The sequence below is a fragment of the Herminiimonas glaciei genome (assembly GCF_042664955.1).
Taxonomy (GTDB): domain Bacteria; phylum Pseudomonadota; class Gammaproteobacteria; order Burkholderiales; family Burkholderiaceae_D; genus Oxalicibacterium; species Oxalicibacterium glaciei.
This window is the reverse complement of sequence record NZ_JBHTBU010000002.1, coordinates 236,245-257,837: the sequence shown is the minus strand read 5'-3', so window position 1 is coordinate 257,837 and position 21,593 is coordinate 236,245. Positions and strand designations below refer to the sequence as shown.

Here is a 21,593-nt window from a genome sequence, read left to right as displayed (position 1 = left end):
ACGTAACTTTTCAAGCATCTATATGAGTACAACGGTTTGAAGGTGCGAATAAGAGAAAAAGTTTTACAAGAAGCTGCAATATGCCATAAATATAAGATTGACGAATATTCTTAGTTCGATAATAGTCGTTCAACAACAATTTTGTTTTGTAATGAGTTAGGCATATATAGGGAGAAATGATGCACGGATTCTATGCTCGGCTACGAGATAATCGTGGGGATGATTCACTTATGCAGGACTGCATTGAAAATGTAGTTAACCGTCTTGAAGCAAGTACCACTTCTGCTGATCAGCCGGGGATGTTGTTGGGAAAAATTCAATCCGGAAAAACTCGGGGTTTTTTAGGCGTGATTACTCGGGCATTTGATCGTGGGTTCGACATTGCATTGGTCTTCACTAAAGGAACCAAGACTTTGGCTCGTCAAACAGTGCGGCGAATAAGTTTCGATTTCAAAACATTTATAGATGATGAGGAAATAAGTGTTTATGACATTATGGAAATGCCAGAACGACTAACTAGATCTGAGCTCCGTCGTAAAATCGTAATCGTTGCGAAAAAAGAGTCAAATAATTTAACTCGAGTTCTTGAGCTCATGGGGGCTACTTATCCCGAGTTGGCTGAACGGCGGGTTCTATTAGTGGACGATGAAGCGGACATGGCAAGCGTGCGGTTTGTTCGGAAAAAAGGATCTACCGAATACACTCAAGGATCAATCGCCCAGCAAATGGACGATTTACGCAAGCTCATTCCTGGACTCGCATTTCTTCAGGTGACCGCGACACCTTATGCTTTATATCTGCAGCCGGAACAATATTCGACCCAGAATAATAAATTTGTAGTTCTTCCCAAGCGTCCTGCTTTTACGGTGTTGCTTCCAATTCACAGTGGATATGTAGGTGGAGATGATTATTTTGGTGAGCACGGTCGCGATGACCCTCGCAACTATTTATTTGTGCCAGTCCCTCAATCTGAATTAGATGCACTTCGTACCGCTGATGGCAGGGCTATTAGGGAAGATAGAATTTGGTCATCTGGCAATATTAATATTTTGCGTCAAGCGGTCATGACTTTTCTTTTGGCCGTAGTAGTGCGGCGATGGCAGCAGCAGCAGCAAGAACTGCGGCCTGGAAAATTTGCAATGATTATGCATAACGATACGCAACGGGCAGCGCATCAATGGCAGTGGGACACCGTTGAGCGCTTGCGTAATGCATTCGAACATGCGGCGGCCAATAACGATATACAGCTTAAAGAGTTATTTGAAATAGCATTTGCAGATCTCACCAATTCTGTAATTGCTCATGGCGGACGTTTACCGATTAAAGAAGATGCGTACGAGGCAATCAAGGAAATGATATTGGACGGTGAGTTGAATGTTCAACGTGTTAATTCGGATGTTCAACTCGCGCCCTTATTAGATCCAGATACTGCTGAATTACGCCTGCGTGCTCAAGCCAATATATTTATTGGCGGGAGTATTCTTGATCGAGGTATTACGGTCCCATCGCTTGTTGCATTTTATTACGGTCGCAATCCTAAACGCATGCAAGCAGATACTGTTCTTCAGCATTCGCGCATGTACGGTAATCGAGATAGACAAGATGTTGCGGTTACTCGTTTTTATACATCAGAGACAGTGTATAAGCGCTTGGGTCAAATACATAAATTGGAAGACACACTTCGTGAAGCTTTTGAAAGCGGTGCTAACGAAGGAGGAGTTGTGTTTCTTGAGAATGATACGAAGAATGGTATTGTGCCTTGCGCGCCTAGTAAGATTGCAACTAGTGATGTTGTTACGGTTGGCTCAAATGATTTTTATCTTCCAACAGGATTTGATACCTTGCCAGGGAAAACTGCAAAGACTGCGATTCAACAATTGACTGCATCGCTAGATCGGCATTCGAACGGCAATCCAGATCTTGTAGATATATCTCTTGACGAAGCAATTAGCCTTATCGAACTTTCGATGCAAACGATGAAAATTGGAAGAGGTGCCAGTTTTCAATGGGATGCAATGACGAGTTTGCTTAAATATTACTGTGCCGCTAATGAATCTGATGTGGTCCAACTTTTAGTTGAGAAAGGGCGTAAATTAGATAGGGAGAGCTCAGGTGAAAAATCAGGCTTATCCGTGCTAGGGACTAAAACGCGTGCAATTTTTCAAGTTGCTGGACGTAAAAAACCTGCCTTAGTCATGCTCGAACAAGAGGGGTCTAAATCTTTAAATTGGGCTGCAGATAATCCATTTTGGTGGCCGGTACTAGCTACGCCTTCTGGGGCAGAGCCTTGTGTGTTTGCACACGCCGCACCGTCATCACGCTAATGCGTTAAGGAGAATTGGTAACGCTGAGTTTTATCTACGATGAAATTCAGCGTGTAGCTTAATTGCTTTTTTTATTTGTGAGCGCACGCTAGAAGATAAATCAATAAATTCTTTTCTTCTTTCAAGCGCATTAATGGCATCTAATGGATCTGGTGGAATGAAATTGGCATGGAGAATACGTGAAGCTCGTTTTACTCTGGAAATTACGTTACTAACGGTTTTTGGTGTGTACTCATGAGTGTGTGCAAGCCATTGCCTGAAATGCGGATCACTAAACATTAATCTTTCCTCCTCATAACGTGCAATGGCTGATGCAACGTGTTGAGCCAAGAGTACCGGTACTGCATTTGCAATCATGGTATTTTGGTCTGTCATTGAGCCTGAAAACTTAAAGTCCCTACTAAATGACTGCACTCGTGCCCGTTCCGCTGTAGACAAGCGCCGAGCATTTGTCGAAGGGCCCGCGTCGTCAGGATGCGGTGTGTATCCTGGAGAAACAGATCTATTGGTCGATCTAATAGTGGGCGATGGTTCGTCAATGGAAAATATGCCGCGTCGTCCCCAGTTTCGAGGATGCCGATAGTAAAACTCGATTCCAAATTCGTCGCCGAGAAAATCTCTTATTGATAGCGGGTTATCTGTAGCTCCGACTTCGAGTTGGTCTAATAAAAAATCATTTTTTTCGCCCAAGCAGCCGATGGCGAAGAAGCGTTTTCTATTTTGGGGGACTCCAAAATAGGCAGCATTAAGCACACACTCCGTAATGCCATAGCCAGCTTCTTCGAGAAGGCTCTTGCCGGCAATCCATGCATCGCTATTGCGGATGCCCTGAACATTTTCCAACATGAACCATTTGGAACCCGAGTCTCTGACAATTTCGGAGAAACTCACGGTAAGTTGCGCTCGGGGGCCTTCAACACGGCTACCCGCGACAGAAAACTCTTGGCATGGTGGCCCGCCGATAATTAAATCGGGGCGTTGAGCACGAATTAATTTAGTGGCGTCAATAACTTCACTCAAATCCATGTTCGAAACAGGATGATGAAAATTGTTGCTATACGTGGTGCGGGCAGCTTCCCATTGCTCAACTGCGAGGGTAAGCTCGAACCCGGCTTGTTCAAAGCCTTTACTCAGTCCACCACATCCTGCAAATAAATCTACAACGCGCATTGACGCCTCCTTGGGCGTCAATGTATATGGCTAGATACTTTGTGTCAATATTCTGATTGTCGATGCAAATCGATAACGGCCTTGTGCTTAGAGCACAATTTACTTAATGGAGTAAATCGTGGGGTTTCGGCAGTTGGTAGGTTTTGCTTAATTAATCAAGCCTTGGGCTGTTCCCTAAATTATTTGATTTAAGTGAAACCTAAGTGGCCAGGTGCGCCTGGTGAAGGTCGTAATTATACAAAACGTTGAAATCGACCCTTTGGGAAGCGAAGGTTAGATTGTTCGAGTAAGTAAATTCAATGTAATGTTAGGCAAGCTCTTTTAATCCGATTGTATCTTCCCGACATCATATGTCAGTTTTTCTGTGGAAATTTTACTTGCAGGAAATCCAAATTCTGTAGACTTGGAGGCCACGGCAGGATGTCTACGCAACTCGCGCAGCGTCTACCTAAAACCATAATAACTACGCTGCCCAAGGGCGATCCGATGAAACACCGTTTGATGTCTATGTTGGCCGGCACTCTGCTGGCCGCGACCTGTGCGTCGGCATTTGCCGATACCGCTAACACTTCCATCCACTTCGATATCAAGCGCTTCGATGTCCGCGGCAATACCTTATTGCCGACGCAGACCATCGATAGCCTGGTAGCACCTTACCTCGGTAAGGACCGCGATTTTGCCGATGTGATGAAGGCACTCGAAGCACTGGAAGCGGCCTATCACGCACGCGGTTACCAACTGGTGCGCATCGATTTGCCGGAACAGGAACTGAACCAGGGCACGGTCGTGCTGAATGTGGTCCAGACCAAGATCGGCAATGTGGTCATCGAAGGCAATAGCCATTTCGATGATGCGAACATCCGCCGCTCCTTACCGGCGCTGCAAGAGGGACAAACGCCCGATTTGAAGGCGGTGTCCACAAGCCTGAAGCTGGCCAATGAAAACCCGGCCAAGAAGGTCACGATGAGCATGAAGTCGGCCGAGCAGGATGATGAAGTCGAAGCGACGTTAGCAGTCGTTGACGAGTCGGTCTGGCGTACCACGGTCAATTTCGACAATACCGGCGTCCCTTCCACCGGCCGCACCCGTGCCGGTGTGATGCTGCAAAACGCCAATATGTTCGGCCTCGATCATGTAATGAGTCTGCAGTACACGACCACCCTGGAAGAACCGAGTCGCGTCGGTGTCTATGGCGTCGGTTACCACATACCGCTGTATGCGCTGGGTGACTCCATGGATTTCTATGCGAGTTATTCGGATGTGAATGCCGGCACCGTTACCGCCGGTATCTTCGATGTCGCGGTCAGCGGCAAGGGCTCCATGTATGGCGCCCGTTATAACCAGAATCTCGCGACCGTCGGCAATTACCAATCCAAGCTGATGTATGGCATCGATTTAAAACAATACAAGAACAGCATGCAGTTGCTTGGTATCGAGCTGGGTGCTGACATTACCGTGCGTCCGCTGAGCGTCGCCTACCAGGGCGACTGGAGCTGGGGCGATGGTGCCATCGGTTTCGCCACCACCCTGCTGCACAATATTTCCGGTGGTTCGAACGGCCGCCAGAGTGACTTCGACCGCGTACGCTTCGATGCAAAGGCCAATTACACCGCCATCCGCGTGGGCGGCAGCTTGACACAGGCTTTGCCGGAACAATGGCTGGCGCGTACCATCATCAATGGTCAATACACCCGGGATGCCCTGGTGCCGGGTGAACAATTCGGAGCCGGTGGTGCCGCCTCGGTACGTGGCTTCCTGGAGCGGGAAGTGGCGAATGATTCGGGTATCACCGGTAACTTCGAGGTCTACACCTCGCCATTGTGCGGCAGCGGCAAATGGCAATGCCGCGCACTGGCTTTTTACGATCATGCTTATCTGACACGTAATCACGCCTTACCCGGTGAATTTTCAACTATTTCTATCAATAGCGTCGGCTTGGGTCTACGCTTGCAGTTAGGGAATGACGTGAACTTCCAGGTTGATGTCGGGCATGTCCTGCACGCAGAAGCGACGACCACCCGTAGTGGTGACAACCGTGTACACGCCCGCCTTGCCTTGTCTTTCTAAGGTGCCATGATGAAGAACACTATGAATATGGCTGTGAACAAACCTCAAGCCCTGGCCTGGGCTATACGCTGCGCCTTCCTGTCGCCGGTGCTGGCAGCCTGCCTGGGTATTGGCAGTGCGGCGGCAAATCCATCCAACCCGAGCGTCGCGCATGGGCAGGTGAGCTTTTCGCAGAATGGCAACGTCTATACGATCACGAATAGCCCGAGCGCAATCATTAACTGGGCCAGCTTCTCGATCAACGCGGGTGAGGTTGTGCGTTTCATCCAGCAAAACAGCAGTAGTAGCGTCCTCAACCGCGTTACCGGCCAGAACCCGAGCCAGATCCTGGGTGCACTGGAATCGAATGGTCGTGTCTTCCTCATCAATCCAAACGGCATCGTGTTTGGTGCCGGTTCGCAAGTGAATGTGGCGGGCCTGGTCGCTTCGACGTTGGCGATTTCAGATAGCAACTTCCTTGCTGGTAAAAACAAATTCACCGCGGGCGATGTCGCCGGTGCAGTCAGCAATCTTGGTGGGATTACCACGCCATCCGGTGGGCAGGTCTACCTGATTGCACCGGATGTCAGCAATAGCGGCATCATCACGTCGCCGAAAGGAGATGTGGTACTGGCGGCCGGACGCAGTGTGCAACTGGCGGATTCGACTAATCCGGATATGCACGTGGTGGTGTCTGCTCCGACCGACCGGGCATTGAATTTGGGTGACGTGATTGCACAGAGTGGCAGGATCGGTATCTATGCTGCCTTGATCAACCAACGTGGCAAACTCAATGCGAACAGCGTGGTGGTCGGGGAGAACGGTAAGATCATTTTGAAAGCAAGCGCTACGACTTTGCTGGAAGCCGGTAGTACGACGACGGCAACCGGCGCAGGTGCCGGTGGTGAAGTCCAGGTACTCGGTGAAAAAGTCGGTCTGATGGGTAATGCCCTGGTCGATGTAAGTGGCCAGACCGGTGGTGGTACCGCACTGATAGGTGGTGACTACCAAGGTAAGAACGCGGCGGTGATGAATGCCGAGCAAACCTTTGTCGGTAAAGATGCTGTGGTCAAGGCAGATGCGATCGCCAGTGGTAACGGCGGTAAGGTCATCGTCTGGGGTAACCAGACTGCACAGGTTTACGGTTCCATATTTGCGCGCGGTGGTGCCGCCTGGGGTAATGGCGGCTTTATCGAGACTTCGGGCCTGCATCATCTGGATGTGGCCGGGATACGTGTCAATGCCGGTGCGTCGCAAGGAAAAAACGGGCAGTGGTTGCTTGATCCGGAAAATATCATTGTGAACGATGGACCGGCACCTTTGAGTGATGCCGCGGCATTTAGCAATCGTCCCGGTGAAACTACAGAAATCAGTGCGCAGTTACTGGCGAATGCAACAGCAGACGTCATTCTGCAAGCGACCAACGACATTACTTTTCAATATGGTGTCGACAACACACATGAAGGTGTGAGTCTCACTGCTCAGGCCGGCAACAACATATACGTGGATGCGATGTTGAGGTTCACTAAAGACATAACGCTGGCTGCGAATTACTTTGGTACTGGCGAGGGGCGAGTTCTAGGTGATGGTATAACTGCCATCAATGCCGGAGGGGTCAAGACCATTACAGACTATTTGAATCCGCCCGTTGTAGTGCCTCCAGTGACTCCACCCCCTTCCGTTGACATCTGCACCATCGCGCCCAACTCGGCCCTGTGCCAGGTATTGTCGCCACCAACCGCCAGTGAACCGGTCAAACCGGTACAACAGGCAAGCAATGAAGTTATCAGGACGGTGACGCAATCCGCCCCCAAGACTGATTTGGATCAACTAGCTTTCCTCGATACGAAGAAGCAAGGCGATGGTTCATCCGGCGGATCGGGGCCATCTGGAAGCAGCTCTACACCGGATGATAAAAAAGCCGATGATAAAAAACCCGATACCAAAGAAGTCGCATCCAATGACAAGAGTGGAACCAAAAATGAATCAGCTCCGAAAATGTACTGTAATTAAGTCTGTGCTGTTGCTGGCAGTCTTGTGTACAGCAACAGTGGTGCAGGCAGCGGGAGTCGGTACGGTCACGCACCTGAGTGGTCCTTTGCTGGCGAAGAAGGCGAACGGCAGCGTGCGCGTGTTGACGACGAAATCGGCAGTTGAGCCTGGCGATACTTTATCGACCCAAGGCAAGAGTTACGCACAAATCAAATTCAGCGACGGCAGCACACTGATCCTGCAACCGGATACCGTGTTGACGATAGATAAGTTTTCTTACGATGTGGCCAAACCATCGGCTGATAATATTGCTTACACACTGGTGCAAGGCGGTGTGCGTGCGAATGCGGGTTTGCTTGGCAAGCGTAGCAAGGACAGCGTGCAGATGGTGACACCTATGGCAAACATCAGCATGCAGGCGGCGAATGTCGTTGTGCAATATGTGAAGTCGGACGAAGAAGCCATTGCTGCTGCGCGTGAAGCTTATCTGCTGGCCAGTACTGCAGCGCTGGATGTGGCTATGCAAGCGACACGTAGCGACATGCCGGCTCCTGCAGCTATCCAGCCTCTGATGCTGGCGCAAATCAATATACCCTTACCCACAGGGCTGACGCCGAAAGCCACCGGTTTAACGCCACCCTTGCCGCCGGGTTTGTATATACAGGTAATCGACGGTTTGATTAATGTGACGAATAAGGGCGGCGCGCAGACTTTTGCCCCGGGCCAGTTTGGCTTTACGCCTACTCCGATACAAGCCCCCGTCGTCGTGCCAAAAAACCCGGCTTTGCAATTTATTCCGCCACCGGCGTTTAGTTTGCCTCCTCCGGTTACCACGGGACAAAATGCACCCAGGTCCAATGCCGTCGATTGCGTAGTTCGTTAAATTGGATGCCGGGACGGGAATGTTTATGCGTCTGTGATGTCGTATGGGTTAAGCCCGCCAAATCCTGGCAGGCAAACCTGATACGGTGATGCAATGAAGCAAATGCTGCGTAAATTGACTTTCGTTTTGCTGATACCGCTTACTTTAGCATTGGCCGGATGTGGCGGCTACGCCCGTACACCCAACGGCAGCTCAAGCGTAGATGCCTACGGCGTGATCGATGTCGGCGTGCAACATACCAGTCCGTAAGCTCGCTTAGGGCAGATGTAAAAAGGCTTCCTGATGGAAGCCTTTTTTATTGGGTCAGCCTGCGGCGCAGCGTGCTCTATGCGTCTTCCCATATAACCCGATGCTTGCCCAATTCCTTGGCGCGATACAGGCGCTTGTCCGCCAGTTCGATCAGGTCGTTAGGTACTTGCTCGGATTGCGGGGTGATGGTGGCGGCGCCGACGCTGACGGTGAGCCATTCCCCTATCGCTGCGTGAGCATGTGGTATCCGCAAGGCTTCCACTGCCGCGCACACTTTCTTGCCCGAGATGACGGCACCATTGCTGCCGGTAGCAGGCAGGATGATCGCGAATTCTTCACCACCAAAACGTGCGCTCAGGTCAGCCGGACGCATTGCACTGGCTTCCAGTGATTTGGCGACTTGCTTCAATACCAGGTCACCGGCCACGTGACCGTAGGTGTCGTTGTACAACTTGAAGTTGTCGACGTCGATCAGCAGAATCGATAACTCTTGCTGCTCACGACGGGCACGCTTCCATTCCGCGCCCAGGTAATCATCGAAGTAACGGCGATTGGCGATACCGGTCAGGCCGTCGGTATTGGTCAGGCGTTGCAGTTCGAAATTGCTCTTTTGCAGTTGCTGCTGGCTTTCGCGCAAGGCACGATATGCGGCATCGCGCTGCAAGAGATTGTTGTACGAACGCGAGTGGTAACGGATACGTGCGATCAGTTCTATCGTATCCGGCAATTTCACCATGTAGTCGTTGACGCCTGTGGCGAAGGCGTCGCGCTTGACCTCGGCGTCTTCGCGGGTCGACAGTACGATGATAGGAATATCACAGGTGGTCGCGTTCTGCCGATACTGGCGCACCAGTGTCAGGCCGTCGACACCCGGCATCACCAGATCCTGCAGGATGACGGTGGGTTTGGTTTTTTCTGCGACGCGCAAGGCTTCGTCGGCACGTGCGCAGTAATGGAAATCGATATTCGGGTCGCTCAACAAGGCACGCCGTATTGCTTCACCAACCATGGGCTGGTCATCGACCAGCAGCACCATGATCTTGTATTCTTCCGCCGGTAAATGGATTCCGAGATCGCTATCGCTCAATGCTGAAGAGTCCATATTTGTTGCCCCTTGATTCAATTAAACAAAGTTACTAATTTTTGTGCAATACCGGATACGGGCAGGATGTCGGTCGCCGCATTGAGTGCGACGGCAGCTTTCGGCATACCGTATACAGAACTGCTTTCCTGGTCTTGCACGATGGTGTGATATTTATTGTCGTGCATCGCTTTCAGGCCGAGCGCGCCATCGCGTCCCATGCCGGTCAGCAGTACTCCCACTGCCTTGCCCTGCCATTGTTGCACTACGCTGTGAAACAATACGTCGATAGATGGATGGTAAATATCGTTGGGTGATTCCTGCACATAACCGAGGCTGTCACGGTTCTTGATCAACAGGTGCTGGTTGGTGCCGGCGATGAAGACGGTCCCGCTCAGCGGTTGATCACCCTCCTTCGCTACACGTACGCGCAAGGCGGTTTGTTGCCGCAACCAATCAGCCATGCCGTCGACAAACGCCGGATTGATGTGCTGCACGATGACGACGGCCGCCGGGAAGTCGGCCGGCAAGCCGCGCAACAGTTCGGCCAGTGCTGCCGGACCACCGGCGGAAGCGCCGATCACGACTAGTTTGGTAGAAGGATCGGGTTCCCGTATTACAGCGGCTTTCTTGACCGGTGCCGGCGCTTCAATCTTCTTGCCCATGCGCGCGACTTTTTCTATCTTGGCAATCAGTGCGGCTGCACCCTGCTGGAAATTGCCGCCGGTCATGACCGGCGTGGTCACTACATCCAGCGCCCCATGCCCGAGTGCCTCATAGACCTTGACCGCATTGGCGCTGATATCAGCTGTCACCAACAGGATGGGGCAAGGCGTCTTTTGCATGATGCGACGCGTGGCTTCTACCCCGTCCGCATTCGGCATGACGATATCCATCAGCACGATATCGGGTAACTGCCATGCGCACATTTCTGCTGCCTGTACACCGTCTTGCGCGACCCAGATTAATTGATGCTGCGGATGCTCTGCCAGCGCCCGTCGCAATATTTCAACCACCATGGGTACGTCATTGACGATGCCGATTTTCACGTTCAGGCCGCTCCGATCAAATCAACGACTGCCTGCAATAAAGTCTCGTCGTGGAAGCTGCTCTTGGTGAAGTAGTAATCAGCACCGGCATCGAGGCCACGTTGCCGGTCTTCTTCCCTATCCTTGTACGAGACGATCATCACCGGCAGCGATTGCAGGTTGGCCGCCTGCCGGATCAGTGATACCAGTTCTATGCCATCCATGCGCGGCATATCGATATCGGTGATGACCAGGTCGAAATGTTCGGTACGTACCGCATTCCAGCCATCCATGCCGTCGACTGCAACCACCACCTGGTAACCGCAATTGCTCAATAGTTTGCGCTCGAGTTCACGTACCGTTAATGAGTCATCGACCACCAGCACTTTTTTGCGTTTGACGTCATTCAGGTTTTTACCGCCGTGCTGGACCACATCCAGCTTGCCGGCGGCGGTGAGTTTTTCTACCGAACGCACCATGTCGGCAACATCGAGAATCAGTACCGGATCACCATCTTCCATCAAGGCGCCGGCCAGTACATTTGGTACTTTGCCGAGGCGTGCATCCAGCGGTTGCACTACCAGCATGCGTTCACCGAGGAAGTCATCGACCGCCAGGCCGTAAGTGTGTTCATGGTCGCCGATGACGACGACGGAAACCAGGTCATCCTTGGCGCGCAGTTCGCCCTTTTGCAAGATCTGATGCGCACTGACCAAGCCGATCTGGCGGCCGTCAAAAGTGAAGTGCTGTTGCCCTTCCAGCATGGCCAGCTGATCGCGCCGCAATTCCAGGGTGCGGTTCACATATGCCAGCGGGAAGGCGTAAGGCTCATCATTGATGGTGACCAGCAGGCTGCGGATGACGGACAGGGTCAGCGGCAGTTGCATCTGGAAGCGTGTACCTTGTTGCGGCGCACTGGAAATGCGTATGGTGCCGCGCACCTGCTTGAGCATATTGCTGACTACATCGAGGCCGACACCGCGTCCGGAAATATCGGTGACTGTATCGCGCAGGCTGAAGCTCGGCAACAACAGGAATTCCAGCAACTCAGTTTCGCTCAGTTGGGCAACCGTATCGGCATTCGAGAGCTTGCGTTCCACGATGGTGCTGCGCAATTGGTCGAGGTCGATGCCGGCACCGTCGTCGCTGACATTGACCAGCAACATGCCGGCGCTGTGGCGCGCCTCCAGCGTAATCAAGCCCTGCTCCGGCTTGCCTGCGGCTTTGCGTTGTTGCGGGCTTTCTATGCCATGGTCGATGGCATTACGCAGCAAGTGGCCGATAGGTGCTTCCAGTTTTTCGAGGATGTCCCGGTCTATCTGCGTTGCATTACCGATGATGTCCAGCCGTACCGATTTTCCGAGTGCATGGCCGACGTCGCGCACCATGCGTGCATAACCGTGGGTACCGTCGGCGAACGGACGCATGCGACAAGCCAGGGCTTCATCATATAAACGTTGCGACAGATTCACCGAGCGGCGGTCGAAGGTTTCCAGTTCTCCCAGTTGATCAGCCACCATGTGCTGGCATTGCATCATCAGCGTACGTACTTCCGACAATGCGGCTTGCGTCGCTTCATCGGCCGTCTGCGCGGATAACTGTTGATGCAAGAGATCCAGCGCCTGCCCGGCCTCGCGCTGCGTACGTTTGAGGCGCAGGATGGAAGCGGTGAACGGTTTGAGGCGACGCGATTCGACCAGCGATTCGCCGCTCAGGCTGAGCAGGCGATCGAGGTTTTTGGCATTGACGCGTACGGAACGAATGCCGTTGTCCTGTGTTTCTGATACCGTGCTGCCATTGCTGACGGGTGGGCTCCCTGCTTCAGGTGCGGCATCTTCTGCCGCGATATCGGCACTGCTGTCGCTGCCATCCGGATCCGCCATCGCAAGAGTCAGCCTGGAAATGAAAGCGGTGATTTCCGGCTTGCCCGCATGATCACCCCAGGTTTCGTCGTTGCCGGGCGGATTGGCAATGCGTGTCAACAAGTCCACACCTTTGAGCAAGACATCGATTTGCTTGCGATGCAGCAGCAGTTCGCCGCGCTGTGCAAGCACGAAGCAATCTTCCATCACGTGTGCAACATCGACCCCGGCCGCGAGGCCGATGATGCGCGCGGCACCTTTGAGCGAGTGCGCGGCACGCATGCAGGCTTCCAACTGGTCGGCGGAGCGCGGATTCTGTTCGAGTTCTAGCAAGCCCACGCTCAAGACATGCGTCTGGCTTTCCGCTTCCTGGCGGAATAATTCCAGCATCGACATTTGGCTCAGGTCGGGTGAGCTCATGTCAGGCTCCGGTTCAATGCGTAAAACAAGAGGCTGCAATCCAGCAAACCTATCTTCCTGTCTTTGCCGGCGATCATGGCTTGCGTATAAGTCATGCTTGATTGTGCCACCGTCGATGGTACGGCTTGCAGTTCGGCCTGGCTAAAGCGCTGTACGCCGAGGACTTCATCGACAGGAAATACCAGCGTCTGTCCCTGGTGCGTGACTACCAGCAAGCGCTGGATAGCCGCGGCGGTGCCGCGTTCAGCGCCCAGCATTTGCGTCAGTGAAACGCAGAGCAGCAAGGAGCCGCGCACATTACTCAAACCGAGGATGGCGCGATTGGCCTGATGTGGCAGGCTGTGTATCGTGCGTTGTTCGGCGACTTCGACGATGGCATCGGTAGGCAAGGCCAGCCATTCGATACCGGCGCGGAAAATCAATGCGGAAACGGCGGTTTCGCTGCGCGCGAGACTTTGTTTGCTTAGGCCCCAGTCACTGATCAGGTCAGCATCCGACGTCGGCCTATCCAGCAAGGTCGAGGCGGCTGCGGCATATGTCGGGCAGTTCAGGCAGCGGAAGTAGTCTTGCAGTTTGGGGCAGGTGCTATCGCCGCGCACGCCGATGCGATTCCAGCAATCGTCTACTTTTATATCCATGGCCACATCAGCCATTTGCAGGGGTTCATGCATGCGGTTGCTCCTGCGTATTTGCCACAGTAGCGGCTACCCGTTGCGCACGTTGTTGCATTAACCGGGCACCGGCGGTGTCACCTTGTGCCGCCAGCAGTGCCGCCAGATGCGTCAGCGCTTCGTAATGATTCGGTTGCAGGTAAATCGCCTTGCGGTAGAACTGCAGCGCTTCACCATTATCTTGCCGGGCATCGCTGATCAATCCCATCAGGTAGTAAGCAGCGGCATTCGGCCCATTTTTCTGTATGTGCTCGTGGCAGAGTGCTGCGGCTTCTGCCAGTTCACCCTGGTTCGCACATTGCATGGCGCGCGCGAGTATTGCTTCGTTTGCCGGGGCTGTCGGCGTGGCGACTGGCGTAACTGCGGGTATGACGTTGGCGAATGGTTTTCTGACTGGTGCCGCAGTCGGCACAGGTTTGATCTGCATCGGTGGCGGGCTGATTTTGCGCACTACGACGGTTGCAGGATGCGCGCCGCTACGTTTGCGGAAAGCGAAGGCCAATGGAATACCGGCCGAGACCAGGTTCGGGCGCAGCATCACACCGGCTTCTGCCGGGCCGACGAAGATCGTGCCTTGCGTATGCAGGAGTCGGTCCAATACCTCTACCGCCTGTTGTTGCATTTCACGATCAAAGTAAATCAGGACATTGCGGCAAAACACAAAGTCATACGGTTTTTCATTCAGCAGGAAGTCACTGGCAAACATATTCCCGTGGCGGAAATTGACTTGTTGGCGCACCAGTTCCGATAAGCGGGCTTCATCCTTGCTGGTGTCGAAGTGGCGGTCACGGTATTCCAGCAGTTTGCCGCGGAAAGAATTGCGCCCATATACGCCACGTTCGGCGATGCCGAGCGAGCGGTGACAAATGTCTATCGCATCGATATGGAAATTGGCTGGCGGGACGCCTGCATCCAGCAAAGCCATCGCGACGGAATACGGCTCTTCGCCGGTGGAGCACGGCAGGCTGAGTACACGCACGCAGCGATCCGGTTTTTCCGCGATCTGTTGACGCGCCATGCGGGCCAGCGACAGGATCGCTTCGCGGTCACGGAAGAACCAGGTTTCGGGCACGATCACCAGTTCGATCAATTCCTGCAATTCACCGGGCGCTGACTGCAAGGCCAGAAGATAGGCATCCTGCGTCATGCCCAGTGTTGACATGCGTTCACTGACGGCGCGCTCGATCAGCATCATGCCGACCGATGCCACATCCAGCCCCATACTGTGGCGGAGCAGGCTGGCGATGCGATTGAGCGTCGTCATTCGCTGACCACTTCCGGAAACAACAGGGCTTGCACCGATGTATCGAGCAAGTCCTGCACATTGATACGCTGGATCAAGCCATCATCACGACGCAAGACGGGTCCCAGGTAACGCGCATCCTGGTTTGATAAACCTGAATCGGAAAAATCAGCGGGATCGCAACGCAGGGTATCGGTGGCCTTTTCAACGACCAGGCCGAGCAATTGCGGTGCTTGCCCTAGCGGTGTGTAGTGCACCAGCACCAGGCGTGTGCTGAGTCGTGATGCCGCAGCTTGTCCGGTCGCGAGCAGGCTGACGTCGAGTACCGGCACATGCTGGCCATCGTAATTGAACAGACCCAATACCCATGCCGGTGTGCCCGGCACTTCCTTGAGGCGCGCCAGCGGCAGCACCAGCGCCACTTGCGCGGCTTCCAGTGCATAGCGATCCCGCCCGATCTGAAAGAGCAGGAACAGCATCTGTGGTCCGTTACCGGCAGTCATGACCGTTACCGTCAGGCCGAAACCTTGAAGCGCGATACGCCGTTACGCAAGCCGTTCGACACCAGGTGCAATTCATCGATGGCCTGGCTCGATTGCTGCAGCGATTCGACGGTTTGTTGTGCGGCTTCGCTCAGTTGTACCAGCGCCTGGTTAATCTGTTCGGCGCTATTGGCTTGTGCCTGCATGCCTTCATTGACGACCTGGAAGCGTGGTGCCAGTGCCTGTACCTGCGCAATGATTTGCGAGAGCTGGCTGCCGACTTGCTGTACTTCCTGCATGCCGCGCCGGACCTGGTCGGAGAATTTATCCATACCCATCACACCGGCGGCGACTGCCGACTGGATTTCCTTGACCATCAATTCGATGTCATAGGTGGCGACTGCGGTCTGGTCAGCCAGGCGGCGGATTTCGGTTGCCACGACCGAGAAGCCACGGCCGTATTCACCGGCCTTTTCCGCTTCGATGGCCGCGTTCAGCGACAGCAGATTGGTTTGATCAGCGACCTTGGTGATGGTGGTCACGACTTGATTAATATTGCCGGCCTTTTCATTCAGGATGGCCAGCTTGCCACTGACGGAACCTGCTGCATCCATCACCGCCTGCATCGTATCTTCCATCCGGGTCAGGCCGGTCTGGCCGCTGCCGGCCAGGGTCGCGGCTTGTTCGGATACCAGCGACACTTCATTCATGGTGCGTACCAGGTCGCGCGAGGTTGCAAAAATTTCCCGCGAGGTCGCGCCAATTTCGGTGGTGGTGGCAGCGGTTTCTGCAGCGGTAGCTTGCTGTTGTTTGGAGGTCGCGGCGATCTCGGTGACCGAGCTGGACACCTGGCCCGATGATTTTTGTGCTTGTCCGACCAATATGGTCAGCTCATCAGTCATGCGGTTGAAGCCGGAAGCCAGGTGCTCGAATTCATCCTTGCGCTCCAGGTGTAGGCGTTGCGAAAAATCGCCGGAGCGCATGACGTCAAGGATGCTGATCAGCTTTTGCATAGGCACGGTAATCGCGCGCAACAGGAAGTAGCCCCAGATGATGGCCGCCAGCAATGCAACGATGAGGGCCACCATCATATTGACCTTGGCTTGATGCACCGAGTCGATGATGTGCTGGGCTGATTGATCAGCAATGATTTTGTTGTTTTCCGTGATCTTCTGGATCAGCGCATGCGCATCCTTCCACGCCGGACGCAGTTGATCTGTGAATAATTTATGTACCAGCGGCGATGAACGGCTCAAGTCCTGGCGCAGGATTTCCTGCTGGATTTGCTGATATTTGGCGCGCGCCTGTTTGAATCCTTCGAACTGGGCTTTGTCATCTGCGGCAAAAATCGATTTTTCGTATTCGACCTGCAAGGCATTGATGTGCTCGTTATTGACTTGCAGCTTGGCCAGATCATTTTTGCGATTCGTGTCGCTGTCCGCGATCTCGGCGATCTGTTGCGTCAGCATGTAGTTTTCAAACCAGTAGGCATTGATCATCGCACTGGCATGCAAACCGGGCGTGGAATCTTCCTGCAGGCTGGTGGCCGCGTTATCGATTTTTGCCAGGCGTACCCAGGCTACTGCCGCCATCAAGGCCATCAAAAGCAGGATGAGCGCAAAGCTCCCGAGGATCCGTTGTTTGATTGTCCAATTTTTCATGTTGGCGGGCTTTCGTGGAGAATATTTTTTGTACTGTAAGAAGGCGGGAGCGGCTTTGTTTTGATACTTCTTGCCTCTGGGCATTATGGCTGAAGTGCCAGGGGAGCGCCATATTTAACTGCGCGCTATCTGTTAACAAAAGTGAGTAAATACTGCGGTAATTCCGATGTCAAATCAATGCAGGCGGTGACCGGTAGCAACAGTTTTTGCAAAACGGGTGGATGGCGGGATAAGCGGTGGGCTGACGGGCAGGTCGCGGGGGCTGTCGAAGACGGCTCGGGAAGGCGGGCGATGGCGATGCCACCGCCGCGGGTTCAGACGGGGTTGGCGATCCACCAGTAACCAATGCCGCTGCCATTGCGCAGTACATAGCGGACATTGTTGATGAAGCGTTGCGGGAATTTGCCGGCGTCCTGGCTGCTGCTGGCTTCCTGCATCATGTCCCTCACCAGTTCGCTGGTTTTGTTTTGGCTCAGGCGCGGGTTGACAGTTGCAGCCACGACTTCCGACAGTGCCAACACATTGTTGCGGTTATCGGCCGCTGTGCCATTCTCGGCGACCAGTGCGGTGACACTCGTGATGTGGCCGGTTTCCTTGGAAACCGCGGCCGTCAGCGAGATGCCGGTCGAAAATGTGTGCTGGAAGTAGTCGTGGACCGCACCGTGGCGGACCTCGACTTTAGCGATCTTGAATGATTGCCCGTAGGCGCGCGATGCGGCATTAAAGGCGCTGGCGAACTGTTCCGAAGTCAGCTCGAACTCGGCTTCCCGGCCCAGGCTGCTGTGTCGTTCCGGCGCTTCGCCGGTCCTGGTTTCGACTGCTTTGCCGCAGGCGACTAAACATAGCGCCAGCAAGGCGCACGTTAGCGTCTTCATGTCTCCTCCGTGGCCCTCGCTACGCGCCGGCCGTGTCTGTCTGGTGTGTCTTTTATTTTTTCGAGGCCTTAAAGGCTCGTTATATGAAGCAGGTTACACCAAATCCGGCATGTTATTTGCAAGTTTTAAAGGCTTTTTACGGCTTCAATTGTTAACGTTTGTAGGCAGGAAATAGCGGCATGGACAGGCGTAAAATCACAGCCCTTGCATCGGTTCCGGCCGAAAGGCGTGCAAAACTGACAAATTTGTCATTTTCCAGTCAGCAACAAGACATAGCCGGCAATGTATATTGACTGCCTTGTGGCGTTTTATGCCCAAGGCTCTCGCTGTTTGCCGCATCGGGGCTGGCATCCGGACGATGCAGCTGCAGCGGTATCCCAAACAAGAACGGAAATTATTCGATGTGGATTGTCAAAATCGCTTTGCGGCGGCCGTATACCTTCCTGGTAATGGCCTTGCTGATTTTTCTGGCCACGCCTATCGCGCTGACGCGCATGGCGACCGACATTCTTCCGGAAATCGATATTCCGGTCATCAGCATCATCTGGAACTACAACGGTCTCTCGGCACAGGAGATGGGCCAGCGGGTTACCGCCGTCAATGAACGGGTGTTGACGACGACCGTCAACGACATTGAGCACATCGAATCGCAAACGCTGGCCGGGGTTGCTGTCATCAAGGTATTTTTCCAGCCTGGTGCCAGTATCCAGACCGCTATTGCACAGGTGACGTCGGTATCGCAGGCCATTCTGCGCCAGATGCCACCCGCCATGACGCCGCCCCTCATCATCAAATATTCCGCTTCCAGCATTCCGGTCATGCAGCTGGGTTTGTCCAGCCCGACCATGTCGGAACAGGGCTTGTTCGACATTGCACTCAACTCCTTGCGTACCAAACTGGTCACGATACCGGGTGTCGCGATTCCGTATCCATACGGCGGTAAAAGCCGTGTCGTTTCCGTCGATCTGGATGCGCAGGCCTTGCAGTCCAAAGGCTTGTCGCCAACCGATATCGTCAATGCGGTGAATGCACAGAACCTGATCCTGCCGGGCGGTACCGCCAAATTCGGCAGCACCGAATTCACCGTCAATATCAATGGTTCGCCGCGTGTGCTGGATGAGTTGAATGACTTGCCCGTGCGCAGCGTCAACGGTGCCACCACCTATCTGGGTGAAGTGGCGCATGTACGCGACGGCTTCACGCCGCAAACCAATATCGCCAGACAGGATGGCCAGCGTGGCGTGTTGTTGTCGCTGCTGAAAAATGGCGGTGCATCGACCTTGGCAATTGTTGATGCGGTACGCGCTTCACTGGGCGACATCATTCCGACCCTGCCGGACGACGTTAAAGTCACGGCATTGTTCGACCAGTCGGTCTTCGTCAAGGCCGCGATCAGCGGCGTGATGCATGAAGCATTGATTGCCGCCTGCCTGACCGCAACCATGATCCTGCTCTTCCTCGGCAACTGGCGCACCACCTGCATCATCGCGATTTCGATTCCGTTGTCGGTGCTGTCATCGATCCTGGCCTTGCATGCGCTGGGCGAGACTATCAATATCATGACGTTGGGTGGGCTCGCGTTGGCGGTGGGTATCCTGGTCGATGATGCGACGGTGACCATCGAGAATATCGAGCGCTACCTGCATCTCGGGCATGACCTGGAGACGGCGATCCTGGAAGGTGCCGGCGAGATTGCGATCCCGACGCTGGTGGCGACCTTGTGTATCTGTATCGTTTTCGTCCCGATGTTCTTCCTGACCGGTGTTGCGCGTTACCTGTTCGTGCCTCTGGCCGAAGCGGTGATGTTTGCGATGATTGCGTCCTACATCCTGTCGCGTACCTTGGTGCCGACCCTGGTGATGCTGTTCATGCGCAAATCGCATGGTGCCGGTCATACCGAAGCGAAAGGCAAGCCTGGCTTGTTGCAACGTGTTTACACGAGCTTCGATGCACGCTTTGAACGCATGCGTCGCGGTTACATCCTGGTCCTGAGCGCCCTGCTGCCGCGTCGTCGCTTTTATGCGGCGGTCTTCCTCGGCTTCACGGTCTTGTCCAGCGGCCTGTACTTTACGTTGGGACAGGATTTCTTCCCTAGCGTGGATGCCGGCCTGGCACGCCTGCATTTCCGCGCCCCGACCGGTACCCGTATAGAGGAGACCGCGCGCCTCGCTGACCAGATCGAAGCGGTGATACGCGAAACCATACCGGCCGATGAACTGGAAACCGTGCTGGACAACCTCGGCCTGCCGTATAGCGGTATCAATCTGTCGTATAGCAATGCCGGCACCATAGGTACCTTCGATGGTGAAATCCAGATTGCGCTGAAAAAAGGCCATGCGCCGACCGATGATTATGTGAAGCAATTGCGAGCCGAATTACCGAAGCGCTTTCCCGGCATAGAGTTTTACTTCCAGCCAGCAGATGTCGTTACGCAAATCCTGAACTTCGGTTTGCCGGCTGCCATTGATGTGCAATTTGCCGGGAATAACATCAAGGAAAATTACCGCCTGGCCGCGCAGTTGCAGAATGCGGTGAAACAGATTCCGGGTGCGGTCGATGTCTACATCCGTCAGCGTATTGATCAGCCTGCCATGCAGTTGACGATGGATCGCAGTCGCCTGCAGCAGATGGGATTAAGTGCGGCCAACGTGGCGCAGAATCTGCTGATTCCGCTTTCCGGCAGCTCGCAGACTGCACCTGCATTCTGGCTGAATCCGGCTAACGGCATCGCTTATAACATCACGGTACAGACGCCGCAGTACAAGATAGACAGCCTGGATGCGCTGATGCAAATCCCGGTCGGTACCGGCAGTGCGGGTACGCCTACCCAGTTGCTGAGCAATCTGGTGGATGTCAAAACCGGCCGTGAACAATCAGTGATCTCGCGTTACAACATAGAACCGGTGATTGACCTGTACGTCAGTGTCAGCGGCCGTGACCTGGGTTCGGTGGCACGTGAGGTGGCGAAGGCTATCGAACCGATACGCGCGCAATTACCGAAAGGATCAAAGATCAATATGCGCGGCCAGGTTGAAACCATGCAGTCGTCCTTTGTCGGCCTCGGTATCGGTTTGCTGATGGCGATCGTGCTGGTCTATCTGCTGATCGTGGTCAACTTCCAGTCGTGGATAGATCCGCTGATTATTATTACCGCCTTGCCGGCCGCGCTGGCCGGGATTGCCTGGATGCTCTTCCTCACCGGGACCACACTAAGCGTGCCGGCCTTGACTGGTGCCATCATGACGGTCGGTGTGGCGACCGCGAATAGTATCCTGATGGTGTCGTTTGCACGGCAACGCTTGCTGGCCGGCGAGCCGCCATTGTCAGCGGCGCTGGAAGCAGGTGCCACCCGCTTGCGTCCGGTGCTGATGACGGCGCTGGCGATGATCATCGGTATGTTGCCTATGGCTTTGGGCTTTGGCGAAGGTGGCGAGCAAAATGCGCCGCTGGGCCGCGCCACTATTGGCGGTTTGCTGTTTGCGACCGCATCGACTTTATTCTTTGTGCCGCTGGTGTTTGCCGGCGTCCATCAATTCCTGGCGCAGCGTGCAGCCAAAAAAGGTTTGCCGCCGCCCCATACTGCAGTACTCGAAGGAAATAGCTGAT

15 protein-coding genes are annotated in these 21,593 nt (G+C 54.0%); 6 read left to right on the top strand and 9 right to left on the bottom strand.

The window, feature by feature from the left end; all coding sequences use genetic code 11:
• Positions 1-176 precede the first annotated feature (176 nt).
• Positions 177-2,324, top strand: a complete 2,148-nt coding sequence (locus tag ACFQPC_RS12035; protein WP_382272187.1) for a Z1 domain-containing protein — start codon at positions 177-179, stop codon at positions 2,322-2,324.
• A gap of 30 nt (positions 2,325-2,354) precedes the next feature.
• Here ACFQPC_RS12035 and ACFQPC_RS12030 read toward each other — a convergent pair whose 3' ends face one another.
• On the bottom strand, positions 2,355-3,494 hold the full coding sequence (locus ACFQPC_RS12030) for a DNA cytosine methyltransferase (protein WP_382272186.1): 1,140 nt from the start codon (positions 3,492-3,494) through the stop codon (positions 2,355-2,357).
• Positions 3,495-3,980: 486 nt separating this feature from the next.
• On the opposite strand from ACFQPC_RS12030, the gene ACFQPC_RS12025 reads away from it, so the two are divergent.
• The 4 genes from ACFQPC_RS12025 to ACFQPC_RS12010 all read left to right on the top strand — a co-directional run bounded on the left by ACFQPC_RS12025 (position 3,981) and on the right by ACFQPC_RS12010 (position 8,664).
• Positions 3,981-5,561 carry a ShlB/FhaC/HecB family hemolysin secretion/activation protein gene (locus tag ACFQPC_RS12025; RefSeq protein ID WP_382272934.1) on the top strand — a complete coding sequence of 527 codons (1,581 nt, stop codon included), beginning with the start codon at positions 3,981-3,983 and terminating at the stop codon, positions 5,559-5,561.
• A 6-nt stretch (positions 5,562-5,567) separates the two neighbouring features.
• Positions 5,568-7,553 carry a two-partner secretion domain-containing protein gene (locus tag ACFQPC_RS12020; protein ID WP_382272185.1) on the top strand — a complete coding sequence of 662 codons (1,986 nt, stop codon included), beginning with the start codon at positions 5,568-5,570 and terminating at the stop codon, positions 7,551-7,553.
• Positions 7,522-8,415, top strand: coding sequence for a FecR family protein (locus ACFQPC_RS12015; RefSeq protein ID WP_382272184.1), 894 nt, complete (start codon positions 7,522-7,524; stop codon positions 8,413-8,415). Before ACFQPC_RS12020 ends, ACFQPC_RS12015 begins: the two co-directional genes overlap by 32 nt.
• Positions 8,416-8,508: 93 nt before the next feature.
• Positions 8,509-8,664: a hypothetical protein gene (locus ACFQPC_RS12010; RefSeq protein WP_382272183.1), complete on the top strand. Its 156-nt coding sequence runs from the start codon at positions 8,509-8,511 to the stop codon at positions 8,662-8,664.
• Positions 8,665-8,740: 76 nt separating this feature from the next.
• Here the strand turns inward: ACFQPC_RS12010 and ACFQPC_RS12005 are convergent, their stop codons facing one another.
• The 8 genes from ACFQPC_RS12005 to ACFQPC_RS11970 form a co-directional block, all read right to left on the bottom strand.
• Positions 8,741-9,766 carry a diguanylate cyclase gene (locus ACFQPC_RS12005; RefSeq protein WP_382272182.1) on the bottom strand — a complete coding sequence of 342 codons (1,026 nt, stop codon included), beginning with the start codon at positions 9,764-9,766 and terminating at the stop codon, positions 8,741-8,743.
• 17 nt (positions 9,767-9,783) lie between these two features.
• Positions 9,784-10,794: a chemotaxis response regulator protein-glutamate methylesterase gene (cheB, locus tag ACFQPC_RS12000; protein ID WP_382272181.1), complete on the bottom strand. Its 1,011-nt coding sequence runs from the start codon at positions 10,792-10,794 to the stop codon at positions 9,784-9,786.
• Between the two features lie 2 nt (positions 10,795-10,796).
• A complete protein-coding gene (locus tag ACFQPC_RS11995) occupies positions 10,797-13,055 on the bottom strand; it encodes a hybrid sensor histidine kinase/response regulator (RefSeq protein ID WP_382272180.1) in 2,259 nt (752 codons plus the stop codon).
• A complete protein-coding gene (locus ACFQPC_RS11990) occupies positions 13,052-13,726 on the bottom strand; it encodes a chemotaxis protein CheW (RefSeq protein WP_382272179.1) in 675 nt (224 codons plus the stop codon). The genes ACFQPC_RS11995 and ACFQPC_RS11990 overlap by 4 nt, the downstream gene beginning before the upstream one ends.
• A complete protein-coding gene (locus tag ACFQPC_RS11985; protein WP_382272178.1) occupies positions 13,719-14,990 on the bottom strand; it encodes a CheR family methyltransferase in 1,272 nt (423 codons plus the stop codon). Before ACFQPC_RS11985 ends, ACFQPC_RS11990 begins: the two co-directional genes overlap by 8 nt.
• Positions 14,987-15,472 (bottom strand): chemotaxis protein CheW, encoded by a 486-nt coding sequence (locus ACFQPC_RS11980; RefSeq protein WP_382272177.1) that lies wholly within the window; start codon positions 15,470-15,472, stop codon positions 14,987-14,989. The genes ACFQPC_RS11985 and ACFQPC_RS11980 overlap by 4 nt, the downstream gene beginning before the upstream one ends.
• An 11-nt stretch (positions 15,473-15,483) precedes the next feature.
• The gene (locus ACFQPC_RS11975) at positions 15,484-17,112 is read right to left on the bottom strand and encodes a methyl-accepting chemotaxis protein (protein ID WP_382272176.1); all 1,629 of its coding nucleotides are present in this window, start codon (positions 17,110-17,112) and stop codon (positions 15,484-15,486) included.
• Between the two features lie 314 nt (positions 17,113-17,426).
• Positions 17,427-17,987, bottom strand: a complete 561-nt coding sequence (locus ACFQPC_RS11970) for a hypothetical protein (protein ID WP_382272175.1) — start codon at positions 17,985-17,987, stop codon at positions 17,427-17,429.
• A 401-nt stretch (positions 17,988-18,388) separates the two neighbouring features.
• Here ACFQPC_RS11970 and ACFQPC_RS11965 point away from each other — a divergent pair, with 401 nt between their 5' ends.
• Positions 18,389-21,592: an efflux RND transporter permease subunit gene (locus tag ACFQPC_RS11965; protein ID WP_382272174.1), complete on the top strand. Its 3,204-nt coding sequence runs from the start codon at positions 18,389-18,391 to the stop codon at positions 21,590-21,592.
• The last annotated feature ends 1 nt before the right edge of the window (position 21,593 follow it).